At 58.4% G+C, this 15245-nt stretch carries 11 protein-coding genes; 6 read left to right on the forward strand and 5 right to left on the reverse strand.

Annotated elements, in window-relative coordinates:
- Positions 1-9: 9 nt before the first annotated feature.
- The 5 genes from A8C75_RS17975 (at position 10) to A8C75_RS17995 (ending at position 7269) form a co-directional block, all read left to right on the forward strand.
- Positions 10-720: an ABC transporter ATP-binding protein gene (locus A8C75_RS17975; protein ID WP_067385545.1), complete on the forward strand. Its 711-nt coding sequence runs from the start codon at positions 10-12 to the stop codon at positions 718-720.
- The gene (locus tag A8C75_RS17980; protein ID WP_067385547.1) at positions 707-1918 is read left to right on the forward strand and encodes an ABC transporter permease; all 1212 of its coding nucleotides are present in this window, start codon (positions 707-709) and stop codon (positions 1916-1918) included. The genes A8C75_RS17975 and A8C75_RS17980 overlap by 14 nt, the downstream gene beginning before the upstream one ends.
- Positions 1918-3111, forward strand: a complete 1194-nt coding sequence (locus A8C75_RS17985; RefSeq protein ID WP_067385549.1) for an ABC transporter permease — start codon at positions 1918-1920, stop codon at positions 3109-3111. Before A8C75_RS17980 ends, A8C75_RS17985 begins: the two co-directional genes overlap by 1 nt.
- Positions 3112-3273: 162 nt before the next feature.
- On the forward strand, positions 3274-6129 hold the full coding sequence (locus A8C75_RS17990) for a valine--tRNA ligase (RefSeq protein ID WP_067385551.1): 2856 nt from the start codon (positions 3274-3276) through the stop codon (positions 6127-6129).
- 249 nt (positions 6130-6378) lie between these two features.
- Positions 6379-7269, forward strand: coding sequence for a LysR substrate-binding domain-containing protein (locus tag A8C75_RS17995; RefSeq protein ID WP_067385553.1), 891 nt, complete (start codon positions 6379-6381; stop codon positions 7267-7269).
- 135 nt (positions 7270-7404) lie between these two features.
- On the opposite strand, the gene A8C75_RS18000 is transcribed toward A8C75_RS17995, so the two are convergent.
- The 5 genes from A8C75_RS18000 to A8C75_RS18020 form a co-directional block, all read right to left on the reverse strand.
- Entirely contained in the window at positions 7405-8424 is a 1020-nt protein-coding gene (locus A8C75_RS18000) for an aldo/keto reductase (RefSeq protein ID WP_067385555.1), read from the reverse strand.
- Positions 8425-8534: 110 nt separating this feature from the next.
- Entirely contained in the window at positions 8535-10127 is a 1593-nt protein-coding gene (locus A8C75_RS18005; RefSeq protein WP_067385557.1) for a BCCT family transporter, read from the reverse strand.
- 294 nt (positions 10128-10421) lie between these two features.
- Positions 10422-11927 (reverse strand): aldehyde dehydrogenase family protein, encoded by a 1506-nt coding sequence (locus tag A8C75_RS18010; protein WP_067385559.1) that lies wholly within the window; start codon positions 11925-11927, stop codon positions 10422-10424.
- Positions 11928-12161: 234 nt separating this feature from the next.
- The gene (locus A8C75_RS18015; protein ID WP_067385561.1) at positions 12162-13505 is read right to left on the reverse strand and encodes a lyase family protein; all 1344 of its coding nucleotides are present in this window, start codon (positions 13503-13505) and stop codon (positions 12162-12164) included.
- A 358-nt stretch (positions 13506-13863) separates the two neighbouring features.
- Entirely contained in the window at positions 13864-14223 is a 360-nt protein-coding gene (locus tag A8C75_RS18020; RefSeq protein ID WP_067385563.1) for a group I truncated hemoglobin, read from the reverse strand.
- A gap of 146 nt (positions 14224-14369) precedes the next feature.
- On the opposite strand from A8C75_RS18020, the gene A8C75_RS18025 reads away from it, so the two are divergent.
- The gene (locus A8C75_RS18025) at positions 14370-15074 is read left to right on the forward strand and encodes a winged helix-turn-helix transcriptional regulator (protein WP_067385565.1); all 705 of its coding nucleotides are present in this window, start codon (positions 14370-14372) and stop codon (positions 15072-15074) included.
- The last annotated feature ends 171 nt before the right edge of the window (positions 15075-15245 follow it).

Below are 15245 nucleotides of genomic sequence, written 5' to 3' on the forward strand. Positions count from 1 at the left end.
CAACGCGGCATGATCCGTCTCCAGGATCTGAGCAAGACCTATGAGCTGGGTGGTCAGCCGGTGAAAGCGCTGGATCAGGTGGATCTGGCTATTGAGGCCGGCGAATACCTGTCGGTGATGGGGCCGTCCGGCTCCGGCAAATCGACTCTGCTGAACATGATCGGCCTGCTCGACACACCCGACAGCGGCCGCTACTTCCTGGCCGGGCGGGAGATGAACGCGCTCAACGAAGAGGCCCGCGCCGCCGAGCGTAACCGCCGCATCGGCTTTGTCTTCCAGGCCTACCACCTGCTTGAACGCCTTAGCGCGCGGGAAAATATCGAACTGCCGCTGGTACTCGCCGGCATGGCGCCCGCCGAACGCCGCCCGCTGGTCGACCAGCTGATCAGACGCCTGGATCTCGACAGTCGCGCCGGCCATCTGCCGCGTCAGCTGTCGGGTGGCCAGCGCCAGCGCGTCGCCATTGCCCGGGCCGTGATCCGCAAACCCGCGCTGCTGCTGGCCGACGAGCCGACCGGCAACCTCGACAGCCACTCCGGCGCCGAGGTCATAACGTTGCTCGAGGAGCTCAACGGCCATGGCATCACCCTGCTGGTCGTCACCCACGACTCCGCCATTGGGCAACGTGCCGGACGCCGCCTGCGCATGGAGGACGGGCGAATTACCGACGACAGCGGTGCCCCTGCCCCTTCAGCGGATAGCCGCCATGCGCACCTCTGACCTGTTGCAGTTCAATCTGCGCCTGCTGCTGCGCCAGCGTTTTCGAACACTGATGAGCCTGCTGGCCATGGCGGTAGGGGTTGCCGCCGTGCTGCTGCTGACAGGGCTTGGCGAGGGCGCGCGCCAGTTCGTGCTGAACGAATTCTCACTGCTGGGCAGCGACGTACTGATCATGCTGCCCGGGCGCAAGGAGACCAGCGGCGGCATCCCGCCACTGACCGGCGAAGGCACCCGCGATATTACCCTCGAGGATGCGCAGGCTTTGGAACGGCTCAGTTCGGTGCAGCGTGTCGCGCCGCTGATCGTCGGCAATGCCCAGACCCATGTCGGCGGACGCAGCCGCGAGCTGCTGACCGTGGGCACCAGCGCCGTCTTTTTCAGCCTGCGCGAGCTGGCGGTCAGGCAGGGCCAGGCGCTGCCGGTGATACCGCTGCAACGGGCGGAACCGGTTGCCGTTATCGGCTCCGGCGCACGCCGTGAACTCTTTGGCCATCAAAAGGCCCTGGGCGCCTGGTTGCGTATCGGCGACCGGCGCTTTCGGGTGATCGGTATTCTGGATGATCGCGGCCAATCCCTCGGACTGGACCTGAGCGATGGCATCCTGATTCCCGTTGCCGCCGCGCAGCAGATTTTCAATACCCAGGGCATGTTCCGCGTTTTTCTGCAGATCCGTCCTGGCAGCCCAATGCCTAAGGCGCGCAACGATATTCAGGCACTGATGCAGCAGCGCCACGGCGGCGAGCGGGATGTCACCCTTATTACCCAGGATGCCCTGCTCGGCGCCTTCGATGACATCCTGCAGCTGCTGACGCTGGGCGTCGGGGCCATCGCCGCCATCAGCCTGCTGGTGGCCGGCATTCTGATCATGAACATTACCCTGATCAGCGTCAGCCAGCGTACCCGCGAAATCGGCCTGCTCAAGGCGCTGGGCGCCAGCGCCCGCACCGTGCGGCTGCTGTTTATCAGCGAGGCCCTGCAGCTGGCCCTGGTCGGCTCGGTGCTCGGCGCCGCCACGGGCTATAGTCTGCTGGCACTGGGCCACTGGTTCTTTCCGCTGTTGCCCTTTGTGGTGTCGATCTGGGCCCTGGGCGCGGCCCTGGGGGTCGCCGGTGCAACGGCCCTGGTGTTCGCCTGGCTGCCTGCATCCCGCGCTGCCCGCATGCCGCCGGTGCTGGCGTTACACGGGCAGGCCCGCTGATGCGCTTGGCTGATGCCCTGCGCCTGGTCAGCCGAGCCCTGCTGACCGCCCGGCTACGCAGTTTTTTAACCATGCTGGGCATTGCCGTGGGGATCGCCGCCGTCAGCCTGCTGACCACCCTTGGCGCCGGCCTGCAGCTCTATGTACTGGATAATTTTTCCCAGTTCGGCAGTCGCATCGTCGCCGTCAACCCGGGCAAAACTCAGACAGGCGGTATCGGCGGCCTGCTCTACAGCACCAGGCCGCTGTCGCTGGACGATGCCGACAGCCTGCGCTCGCTGGCGTTCGTCGAGCAGGTCGTACCCGTGGTACAGGGCAGCGGCGCGATCGAGTTTGGCCGGCGCGTGCGCCACACTGATATCATCGGCGGCAATGGCGAAATGGCCGCGGCCTGGCGTTTTGAGCTCGCCCAGGGCCAGTTCCTGCCGGTCATCAGCGGCAACTCCCAGCCGCTGGCCGTGCTCGGATCCAAGGTAAGGCGCGAACTGTTCGGCGATGCCCGTGCGCTCGGTCGCTTTATCCGGGTCGGCGGCGAACGCTATCGGGTGGTCGGCGTCATGGCCAGCAAGGGCCAGATGCTTGGTTTCGACCTGGACGATATCGTCTATATCCCGATCGACCGCGCCCTGTCGCTGTTCAATCGCCCCGGCCTGATGGAGATCGATATCACCTACCGTGCCGGCACCGGCGCCCAGCAGGTAGCCGAGCGCATCCGCCAGCGCCTGATACAGCGCCACGGGGTGGAGGATTTCAGCCTCACCACCCAGGATGAAATGCTCAGCAGCCTGAACCGCATTCTGAGTCTGCTGACTGTGGCGGTCGGGGCACTGGGTGGCATCTCGCTGCTGGTGGGCGCCATCGGCATCGTCACCATCATGGTCACCACGGTGCAGGAGCGCAGCGCCGAGATCGGGCTGCTGCGGGCGCTGGGAGCCACAAGACGGCAGATTCTGCTGCTGTTCCTCGGTGAAGCCCTGCTGCTGGCCCTGGCAGGAGGCCTGTTCGGACTGTTGCTCATGGCCCTGCTGCTGGGCGTGCTGGCGCTGGCCATTCCCGCCCTGCCAATCAGCCTGAGTCCCTTTTACCTGCTGCTGGCTCTGCTGCTCGCCGCCGTCGTCGGATTGCTGGCCGGCGTATCCCCGGCCTGGCGCGCCGCCGGGCTGAACCCGGTTGATGCACTGCAGCAGGAATAGCGGCAGGCCACGATCACCGCTTGTGCCGGGGATCGCCGATACGCCCTACCTTGATCCGGGGGCAGCGGGTATAATCGGCCGATTCTTTCAGATGCCAGCGAGCCTGACCCGGTTGCGAACCGGATACAGCGACTCCCAAGAATTCCAGAGACGCCAATCGTAATGGACAAGACTTACCAGCCCCACGACATCGAAAAATCCTGGTACAAGACCTGGGAAGAACGCAATTACTTCGCGCCCTCGGGTGAAGGCGATGCCTACAGCATCATGATTCCGCCGCCCAACGTCACCGGCAGCCTGCACATGGGCCACGCCTTCCAGCACACCATCATGGATGCGCTGACACGTTACCGTCGCATGCAGGGTCGCAACACCCTGTGGCAGGTAGGCACCGACCACGCCGGCATCGCCACCCAGATGGTGGTAGAGCGCAAGCTGGCGGCCACGACCGGCGAAACCCGTTATGACCTGGGTCGCGATGCCTTTATTGATAAAGTGTGGGAATGGAAAGAAGAGTCCGGCGGCACCATCACCGAACAGATGCGCCGCCTGGGCAACTCCGTCGACTGGCCGAACGAACGCTTCACCATGGATGACGGCTTCTACAAGGCCGTGCAGCAAGTCTTTATTCGCCTGTACGACGACAAGCTGATCTATCGCGGCAAGCGCCTGGTCAACTGGGACCCCAAACTGCACACCGCCATCTCTGATCTTGAAGTCGAGAACCGCGAGATCAAGGGCAAGATGTGGTACCTGCGCTACCCGCTGGCCGATGGCGCCACCACCCTGGATGGCAAGAACTACATCGTTGTCGGCACTACCCGCCCCGAAACCATGCTCGGCGACAGCGGCGTGGCGGTGAACCCGGCGGACAAGCGTTACCAGGCACTGATCGGCAAGTTCGTTGAGCTGCCCCTGGTGGGCCGTCGCATCCCCATCGTGGCCGACGACTACGCCAACATGGAAAAGGGCACCGGCTGCGTCAAGATCACTCCGGCCCACGACTTCAACGACAACGAAGTCGGCAAGCGCCAGCAGCTGCCGCTGATCAATATCCTCACCCTCAACGCCGATGTCCGCGACCAGGCCCAGGTGTTCAACGCCGACGGCAGCGTCAACACCGACGTCGACACTGCCCTGCCGGCCAAGTACCAGGGCATGGAACGCTTTGCGGCACGCAAGCAGATAATCGCTGATTTCGAAGAACTCGGCCTGCTGGAAAAAATCGAAGAAAACGCCATGACCGTGCCCTACGGCGATCGCGGCGGCGTTGTTATCGAGCCCATGCTGACCGACCAGTGGTTCTGCGATGCCAAGACCCTGGCCAAGCCCGCCATTGAAGCGGTGGAAAACGGCGACATCAAGTTTGTGCCCAAGCAGTACGAAAACATGTATTTCTCCTGGATGCGCGACATTCAGGACTGGTGCATTTCCCGCCAGCTGTGGTGGGGCCACCGTATTCCCGCCTGGTACGACAATGCCGGCAACGTCTACGTATCCAACTCCGCCGCCGGCGCCCGGGAAAAATACAACCTAGACCTGGACCTTGAACTGCATCAGGACAACGACGTACTGGACACCTGGTTCAGCTCCGCGCTCTGGACTTTCGGCACCCTGGGCTGGCCCGAGAATACCGAACGCCTGAAAACCTTCCACCCCACCGACACTCTGGTGACGGGTTTTGACATCATCTTCTTCTGGGTCGCCCGCATGATCATGATGACCATGCACCTGATCAAGGATGAAGACGGCAAGCCCCAGGTACCGTTCAAGACCGTCTACGTGACCGGTCTGATCCGCGACGAGAGCGGCGACAAGATGTCCAAGTCCAAGGGCAACGTACTGGACCCGCTGGACATGATCGACGGCATAGGCCTGCCCGAGCTGCTGGAAAAACGCTGCGGCAACATGATGCAGCCTCAGCAGGCCGAGAAAATCGGCAAGCGCACCGAAAAGCAGTTCCCCGAAGGCATCTCCGCCCACGGCACCGACGCCCTGCGTTTCACCCTGGCGGCCCTGGCTTCCACCGGGCGTGATATCAATTGGGACATGAAGCGCCTCGAAGGTTACCGCAACTTCTGCAACAAGATCTGGAACGCTGCACGCTACGTGCTGATGAACACCGAAGATCAGGATTGTGGCCAGAGCGGTAACCCTGTCGAGCTGTCCCTGGCAGATCGCTGGATTATCAGCTCGCTGCAACGCACCGAAGCCACAGTGACAAAGCAGCTGGACGACTACCGTTTCGATCTGGCCGCCCAGAGCATCTACGACTTCATCTGGAACCAGTACTGTGACTGGTATCTGGAGCTGTCCAAGCCGGTTCTGTGGGATGAAAATGCATCCCCCGAAGCCCTGCGCGGTACCCGCCGCACCCTGGTGCGCGTACTCGAAGCCGTGCTGCGACTGGCGCACCCGCTGATGCCCTACATCACCGAGGAAATCTGGCAGTCCATCAAGGCCCTGGCCGGCCGCGACGGCGACACCATCATGCTGCAGCCCTACCCCGCGGCTGAAGACAGCAAGATCGATACCCAGGCCGAAGCCGATATCGAATGGCTGCAGGGCGTGATCACCGGCATCCGCAACATTCGCGGCGAAATGAAGATTCCGCCGTCCAAGGATCTGGATGCGCTCTTCACCAACGGCAGCAGCGAAGACCAGCGCCGCCTGGCCGACAACGCTTCCTTCCTGAAGAAGCTGGCCAAGCTCAGTTCCATCACCTGGCTCAACCCCGGCGACGAAGTGCCCATGGCTGCCACCGCACTGGTGGGTGACATGGAAGTGCTGGTGCCCATGGCCGGCCTGATCGACAAGAATGCGGAACTGGCCCGGCTGCAGAAGGAACTCGACCGTCTGCAGGGCGAGATAAAGCGGGTTGTCGGCAAGCTGTCCAACGCCAAGTTCGTCGCCAACGCGCCGGACGAAGTCGTGGCCAAGGAACGGGAAAAGATCGCCGAATCCCAGTCCGCCTTCGACAAGCTGAGCGAGCAGTACGCCAAGATCGAAGCGCTCTGATTGGTGATTGGTGATTGGTGATTGGTGATTGGTGATTGGTGATTGGTTAAGGCTGATGACTGACTGCTAGAAAACAATCAGCTGACTGTAAAAAAGCCCGCCTCCTATCAGGGAGGCGGGCTTTTTTCTGCCTTTCGTTACCGAACCGTCCAGGCCCCTATAGGTGAGCGATCACTCTACTGGCTGCCAGAGCAATGAATTATACTGGCGACTCAGCAGCCCGCATCGCCCTTATCCCCCGGAATCCTTATGCGCTCACTCCCTCCCCTGACAGCACTGCGTGTTTTTGAAACCACGGGGAAGTATCTGAGCTTTACTCATGCGGCCAGGCAGCTGCATGTGACCCAGAGCGCCGTCAGTCGGCAGGTCAAGCAGCTGGAGGACTACCTGGGTGTACCCCTCTTTGTACGCCTGCACCACAAACTGGAGCTGACCGACGCCGGGCAACAGCTGCTTGCCAAGCTGGAACAGGCCTTTAACCTGATGGAAGTGGCGGTACAGGAATTACGCGACCCGAACCAGCGTCAGAAACTGAACCTGCTTGTCCCCCCGACCTTTGCCACGCGCTGGCTCGCGCCTCGCCTGGCCAGTTTTCACAGCAGCTTTCCAGAGCTGGAGCTGTCGATTCACAACAGCGCAAGCGAACACAGCCTCTTCGACTGCAGCATCCGCTTTGGCCACACGGCCAAACCCAGTCACTACAGCGAACTGCTTATGCTGGAGCAGCATCTCGCGGTCTGCGCGCCCGATATGGTGGATAAGGCGCAGCAGCTGGCCAAGTCCAACGCCAGCCTGCTGCATATCCTGGATCAGGGGGAGCGGCTTCCCGTATGGGAAAACTGGCTGCAGGCCGCCGGGATGAGCGACCAGGTCGATGTAAGCCGCGGCATGGAGTTCAGCACCCTCGATCAGGTTATCAACGCCGCCATTAACGGAGCCGGCTTTGCCATCATCGACCGGCATATGATTACCCGCGAACTGAAATCCGGCACTCTGGTCGCCTTTAGTGACATAGAGGTCAGCGGCCCCTGCGGTTACTGGCTGGACATCAACGCAGAAAGACAGGGGCTGGCCAAGGTGATTCGCTTTAGCGAATGGCTGCGCGAAGTCACCGCAGAGTCGCCAACCCAGGCTCACTGAGCCCGGCCGTCGTCCACAAGACTAAAGCTGCCACCCTTTCACCGCTCAAAAAAAAGCCCCGCAACAGCGGGGCCAAAATAGACAGCGGGTGCAACACTTAACACTTAAGCAGGATGCTTGAGCAAGGCTTTGCAATCAGCCGGTAAAGGGCGCCATGGCCTGGCGCGCAGTACGGGCGATGCGCTTGCCGGACGTGTAATCATTGATCAGATCACAGGGGGTGTAGTTGCGCTCCAGCTCATAGAGTTCTTCGGCGCTGAGTTGCATTTCCAGCGCCGCCAGCGCGCTGTCAAACTGCGCCGTGGTATCGGCACCCACCAGCATTGACGAAACCTCGCGCTTGTTCAGTACCCAGGCCTGGGCGACCTGCGCCGGCAGGCAACCACGGGCATCGGCCACCTTGGCCACCGAATGGGCGATATCCCTTGAGGCCTGATCGTTATACATCTCGGCCGTAAAGAAATCCGTCTTGTTACGGGTCGATTGCAGATCACTGGTCAGGATACCGCGGGCCAGCGGGCTGAACACAGAAACGCCTATGCCCTGGTCCATGCAGAACGGAATCATTTCCCGCTCTTCTTCACGGTAGGCACAGTTAAGCTGCAGCTGCATATTGATCGGGCGCGCCCAGCCGTTCTTGTCGCAGACCTGCAGGATTTTTGCCAGCTGCCAGGTATACATGGTGGACACGCCTATATAACGCGCCTTGCCTGCCAGCACTATATCGTTCAGCGCCCCCATGGTCTCTTCCAGCGGAGTCTCGGTATCGAAATAGTGCAGCATATAGATATCGACATAATCCATGCCCATACGCTGGAGCGAGTTGTCGATGGCGTTGAATATGTTCTTGCGCGAGTGACCCTGAGCATTGATATCATCGCTCATGGCATAGCCCACCTTGGTGGTGATAACCATGTCGTCGCGACGACCGATACGACGCAGTACATTGCACACCACTTCTTCACCGGCCCCGATAGAGTAAAAATCTGCCAGGTCGATAAAGTTGACGCCGTTATCCAGCGCGTGGCGAATAATGGGTTCGCTCTCCTTCTCGTCGAAGATCCAGGGCTTCCATTCTTTGGAGCCCATATTCATGGTACCCAGACAAAGGCGGGATACCTTCAGGCCAGACTGGCCAAGACGTACATATTGCATGTGAACCCCTCAAATATTAAATCAGAGCCGGCAGCCACCGGCTCATCCTTGCAACGAAATTGCGTTACGGTCCGGCGCCTCGGGCAACGAACCGCAGTGAATAAGAGTGATCAGACAGCGGCAGGCTTGGCCAGTGGCCGTGCCGGCGCGGTGGTGTGCGCCACGCCCAGGGCGTCAGACTTGAGTTCCACGGTCCGGCCGTTAATTTCAACCCGGGCCGCCAGTTTTAACAGTGCAAAGGCCGCTCCGATGACAATCAGCATGCCGGGCACCCCTGAGAGGTTAAACAGCATCTTGATGGCATCGACGCCGATATAACTGGCACTGATCCAGGCCACGAAACCGATAGCGCTGCCCCAGCACACCTTGATCCACAAAGGCGAAGTCAGATTCTGCGCATCGACACCCTTGATACAGAGACCGCCGATGGCATCGGTATTGGAGTCCGCCGCGGTAATGAAGGTGATCAGGCAGGCAAAGATAAACAGGCCGCTGAGTAACGTGCTGCCGGGCAGCTGATCAAACAGCACATAGATCACCGCCGCAAAGCCGCTTTCCTGATACGCGGCGTACATGATCCCGCCCTGAGTCGTATCAAAGAACAGGGACGAGCCACTGAAGATGCTGAACCAGAGGAAGCCGAACGCCGAGGGCAACAGCAGGTTAACGATAATGAACTGTCGCACCGTATAGCCACGGGCTATCTTGCCCAGGAACAAGCAACTCAGCGGCGCCCAGGCAAACCAGCTGGCAAAAAATGCAACCGTCCACCAGCCTGGCCATTGATCGTTGCCAGACGCACCCGTGACCAGATTGCGGGCAAAGAAATCAGACAGGTATACCCCAAGCGACTCAACGCCCAGCGACAGAATAAACGCGGTAGGACCGACGATAAAAATAAACAGGGCACCGGTGAAATACAACCAGGTATTAATACGCGCCAGCGTCTGAATGCCACGGTGCAGGCCTGAAGCGGCGGAGATAATGGCAGAACCGATAATGCTGATCGCGATGATGCCATACACCAGCGAACTCTTTTCGATCCCCAGCACCGACTCCAGACCATCGCCAATAACCAGCAGACCCGACGTCAGGGTTGCCGCCATTCCCAGCACCACCGAGAACAGCGCCAGGCCATCGATCACCTGACCGCCGACACTGTCCACCCAGCGCCCCAGCAAGGGTCGCAGCATGGAACCGATAGAGAAACTCAGCTTCAGGTTATGGAACGCCAGCGCAAAGGCCAGCCCTGCGACTGTATAAATGCTGTAGGGCGTGATGGTCCAGTGCACGAAGGTGGTGGAAATGGCAAAGCGCATCGCTTCCGGGCTTTGCGCACTAATGCCCAGGGACTGAGGCGGCTCGTAGTAATGCAAAATGGGCTCAGCCACCGACCAGAACAGAATCCCCATGGCGATAACGGTGGTCAGGGATACGGCAAACCAGCGGAACGGGCTCAGCATCGGGCTGGCGCTTTCGCCGCCGATACGCACCCGGCCAACCGGTGCAAAAAAAGCATAGGCGGCCACAAAAACCATCGACAGGGCGCTGAGGTTAAAGAGCCAGGACAGATTGGTAATAATCAAATCATTGAGGGCCGAAGTGGCGGCAATGAAATTCTTCTCATCCATAATCGTATAGATGATCGTCAGGGCCAGACATATGAATGCGGGCCAGAACGTTATTGGTCGGATATTTTTCATATCTCCCCCGAGTTATTGTTGTAGGTCAGAGAGGCTGACGTCCGGTACTTTTTGAATCGGGGCCATATTGGCGCAACCGCTGCCGAAACAAAAATGACATAAACGCCTGTCACCATGACAAAATGTAATCATCAAAAGCACGCTGGCATTGCAGTACATTTGGCCCGGCTGCTATCACCGTGCCGGATAAAGCGCGCATGACTCAGCCGCACTCGGTTGAATGCCTACAGCCGGTTTGCCGGACTATAATGTCGGGCCCTGATGGGGCGCCGAAGCGCCCTTTCAACTCCGGTTTCAGGCGTCGCCGAAATAAACCCAGACGCACTTGGTCTTGGTGTAGGACGACAGCGAGTGGATCGCCATTTCCTTGCCCCAGCCGCTCTGCTTGAAGCCACCGAAGGGGCTGCTAAGCCCGTAGCAGCCATAACGGTTAATAAACAGCATGCCGGCGTCAATCTGTTCCGCCACACGATGGGCACGGCCAACATTGGCGGTATAGATGCCTGCGGCCAGACCAAAGGCCGTGCCATTGGCCATGGCGACCGCTTCTTCAGTGGTATGGAATCTTGTACAGCAGAGCACCGGCCCAAAGATCTCTTCCTGGGCGATACGCGCGTTTTGATCCACATTGGAAAAGATGGTCGGGCGAATAAAGTAGCCGTTGGCGTTATCACCCTCGGTATCCGCATAACCGCCGGCCACCAGCTCGGCTTCCGTTTTGCCGATCTCGATGTAGTCCATGATCTTGTTGAACTGGGCTTCGTTGCACTGCGGGCCCTGCGTAACGCCGGCATCAAACGGGTTACCACATTTCACCGCATTGGCTTTTTCAATCAGTGCCGCGAGCACCTGGTCGTAGAGGCTGTCGTGGATCAGGAAGCGGGTCGGCTCAGAACACTTCTCGCCCTTGTGGGAGAACATCACGGTGAAAGCGCGGTCGATGGCACCTTCAAGATCAGGCGTATCTTCAAAGAAGATGCAGGGGGACTTGCCACCCAGTTCCAGCGTTGTGGCCTTCAGGTTTGATCCGCCGGAGTTCTGTACAATCTTGCGCCCCACACCGGTGCTGCCGGTAAAGGAGATCTTGTGCACGTTATCGCTCAGGGTCAGCTGATTCGCCATCTTGCCGTCTGTCAGCAGCATGTTGATCACGCCTTTGGGGAAGCTAAGGTGACGATCAATCAGCTCCATCAGATAAATCACCGTCAGCGGCGTATATTCGGAAGGCTTGATAATAACGGTATTGCCCATGGCCAGCGCCGGCGCTATTTTCAGGCTCGCCTGGTACAGCGGGAAGTTCCACGGCGCGATCAGACCGCATACGCCCACGGGCTCTTTCAGGGTGTAGTTCAGGAAACCATCATCAACCGGTGAGGTTTCGCCGTAATACTTGTCGGTCCAGCCGGCGTAGTAATCGAAGATATCCGCACAGGTCGGAATGTCATCCGCCATGGACTCTGTAAACAGCTTGCCGTTGGCCAGGGTTTCCAGCACCGCCAGCTTTTCGGTATTTTCACGAATCAGGCTGGCAATCTGACGCAGCATGTTGGCGCGCTGCGTGCGGCTGACCTTAGACCAGACACCGTCCAGGTGACGCTCATGGGCCACTTGCGCGGTGTACTCAATCTGTTCGGCATCGGCCATGGCAAAGGCGCACAGCGTCTGGCGATTCGCAGGATTACTGACGACCCAGCTGTCCTGGCTCGCACCGGCCACCCATTGTCCGTCGATATACTGATGTTTAGCCTGTTGCAGCCAGTCATTGGCCCAGGACAGGGGAATGCTTTTTGTAGTGTCCATCTGATGCTCCGCTTAGCACTATCGATCGTTTAGAGGCTCGGTCGAGCAGCTCCCGCCAGAGTGGCCAGGAGAGTCGAAAATCAGAGGCATCAGGACCCGCCCTGCGGTGTCTGTCGATACCCCTTATCGTTGCAAAGGAGCATAAAAGTGAGGGGGATTAAGCACAATTGACATTAGGGTATGCCAGGCTGCAAAAAACTCATCCTTGCAGCCGACCCCAGGCCCACGACTGCCTTATTCATCAAGGTGCTGGCGAATCAGCTCCAGGTCGCCGCCGGTTTCCTTATAAATGCGGGAGGCATATGAATAGCCACGGGCCTTCTTGAGGCGCATGACGGTGGGAATCAGGCTATTAACATTCGCAGCGTTGCGCTCAATATTGGGCTCGACCCCGTGCAGACAGTGCTGCGTAAAGGCGCTAATACCGCTTTCAAGGCAGGACATGCTATCGAGCAGGTTGTTGATCACGATGGACTGCCAAGGCGTGTAATCCAGCTCCCCGTGGTCGTGGGTCATCTGCACCGAATAGCAGCGGCCGCAGGTCTGCATGCAGCACTGCACCAGGTACTCGGCGATGGTCGGATTAACCTTGCCAGGCATGGCCGAGGAGCCCGGCTGCACCGCGGGCAACGAGATTTCACCGAAACCGGTCTGAGGCCCGGAGGCCATCAGCCTGAAATCCTTGGCGATCTTTAACAAAGCCCGGGATAGCTGATCCAGCCCGGCTGAAACGCGTATCAGCTTGTCGTGATTCTGCGAACTGTCAAACAGGTTGTCACTGTGCACAAAGCGCTCGCTTGCCATCAGCCGATTCAGCTGTGCGATACAGCGCTCAAAAAATGCCTCCGAACAGTCACCCCGCCGGCCAATAATATTGCCCCCCAGATTGACCGCATAAAGCGCGTCCACATCCGCTTTCAGACGCCTGCAGTTGCGCTTCACCAGGGATGAATAACCGCCGAACATATCTGCAAAACTGATTTCAACGGCATCCTGCAAACAGGTGCGGGATATTTTCAGCACCTGCTGCCACCGCAGCGCCTGTGCATCCAGAGTCTCGGCCAGGTGACCCAGCGCCGCTTCCAGCGCTTGCCATTGACTCATCACCGCCAGATGACAGGCCGTGCTCAGCGTATCACTGGTGGAGTTGTTCAGGTTCACATGACCATTGGGGTGAATGGGAGCGTAAGTCCCCAGGGGTTTGCCGAAGGCATTGAGGTTGGCCAGGTTGGCGATGACCTCGTTGACATTCATGTTGCTGGATATGCCCCCGCCGCCGTGAAAGGCATGCACCGGGAAGTACTCAGGCGGGCTCTGTTCAAGCAGCAGGTCTATGGCGTCGACGATCGCCTGACCCAGCTCAGGCTCCAGTTCACCGGTGAGCATATTGGTTCGCGCGGCCACCTTTTTAACCTGTAGCAGCCCCCGCAGTAATTCAGGATAGGCAGAGAGTGGTTTCTCCCCATTTAGCGGGTAGAGATTGAGGGCCCGCTGGGTTTGCACACCAAAAAGTGCACTGGCAGGCACCTCAAGTTCGCCGATAAGGTCATGTTCGATACGAAGGCTGTGACTCGTCATAGTGTTTTACTGTCCTGAATAAAGCGAAAGAACCTCGCCTTATCAGAAACAAATACGCCTATCGCGGCAAACTACAATTTTGCAGTCAGCCATGCAAAAAAGTCACAGGCGATATGCCCTTGCAGATGCGCCAGTATCGGAGCGACCTGAATGCTGAATGCTGAATGCTGAATGATGATTCGTGATTCGTGATTCGTGATTCGTGATTCGTGATCAGCAGGCTGTAAAAAGCCCGCTCTCCACAAGGAGAGCGGGCTTTTTGGTATCCATGCATGGCAAGGTCATAGGCGGCCTGAGCCTGAATTTTAGCCGGCGCCGGCGCTATCCTGACCTGTCACCCAAGCCCACGCCTGGACAACTACACGAGCACAATCTGGGAGCGCATGCTGTATAGCGCGAACAGTACTTCCTCCTGTTCGCGCTGGCCGACATTGTTTTTTCCGAGTGCCACCAGTGCATCATCCAGCACGGCCATAAACTCAAGCGCGGATATATTCATCCCCTTGTGGGCGGCCAGCATGTCTTTGCCCTTATAGACATCGGGGCCTCCGGTACCGGCAATCAGGAAGGTGGCTGCCGCATTTTTAAGTGCGGCAATATCAGAATCAGCAAACCTTGTAGAAATAGCCTTATTTTTCAAATGATTATCGACCAGATCATGGGCTATCCGGGTAGCCCCTTCAATGCCGCCTAGCCTGTCAAAAAGTAGATCGCTCATATTAGTGCCCTGCTCTGCTCGGATGCTGGGGTTAGATGCTATATTTCTTAAGCCCCTACAAACTAGCAGTGGTTAAACACATTGAGAACTACAGAATCTGTAGCGGTTATTTAACCCTGCACTGGCCGAAAAACTGGAGATTAAGCATGAAGTCATACGGCCAGTTTTGCCCTTTGGCGCAGGCCACCCAGCTGTTATGCGAACGCTGGACCTTGCTGATTGCCCGCGAATTACTCGCCGGCAGCTCCCGTTTCAGCGAGTTGCAAAAAGGTGTTCCGCTTATGTCACCGACATTGCTCTCGGCACGTCTCAAGACCATGCTGAAAGCCGGAATAATAAAAGTGGATGGGAAAAAAGGCGACTATGACTACAGCCTTACCCCGGCAGGATTGGAATTACGCCCCATCGTTGAACTGCTCGGCGTCTGGGGACATCGCTGGGGTCGTTCCAGCCTGGAAGCAGGGGATCTGGATGCCGGCCTGCTCATGTGGGATATGCGCCGTACCGTAGACTCCGCAGTTTTTCCCGCGCATCGAATTGTGATTGAGTTTGAATACAGTGATGCACCAGAAGGTGCACGTCATTGGTGGCTGGTATGCGAAAACCATGAAATTGATCTCTGTCTGACCGATAACGGCTATGACGTTGACAACCTGATCAAATGCTCCCTGAAAACCATGACCGCTGTGTGGACATGCGAATACAGCTTTAGCGATGCGGTCAAAAAAGGTGATATCAAGGTCATGGGGAATCCGGATATTGCCGCAAAACTTCAGAACTGGCTGAGATCCAGCCCTCTGGCAACACTCGGTTCCCTCGACAAACTACCGGAACTGAACTGGAACTCATAAAAACATAACAACAGGCCACTTCGAAATTAATAGTTACGATTAAGGCCCCGTTATTAATTTCACCACAAACCGGCTAACGCACTATTCCTGCCGATATTGAGCCGCTGCGAGCGCAGCGGCGGCTGCCCGGCACCTGCTGGAGGATTAGGGCTTATATTGAACGGGTATCCT

Origin of the sequence: Marinobacterium aestuarii (assembly GCF_001651805.1) — a bacterium.
Lineage (GTDB): Bacteria > Pseudomonadota > Gammaproteobacteria > Pseudomonadales > Balneatricaceae > Marinobacterium_A > Marinobacterium_A aestuarii.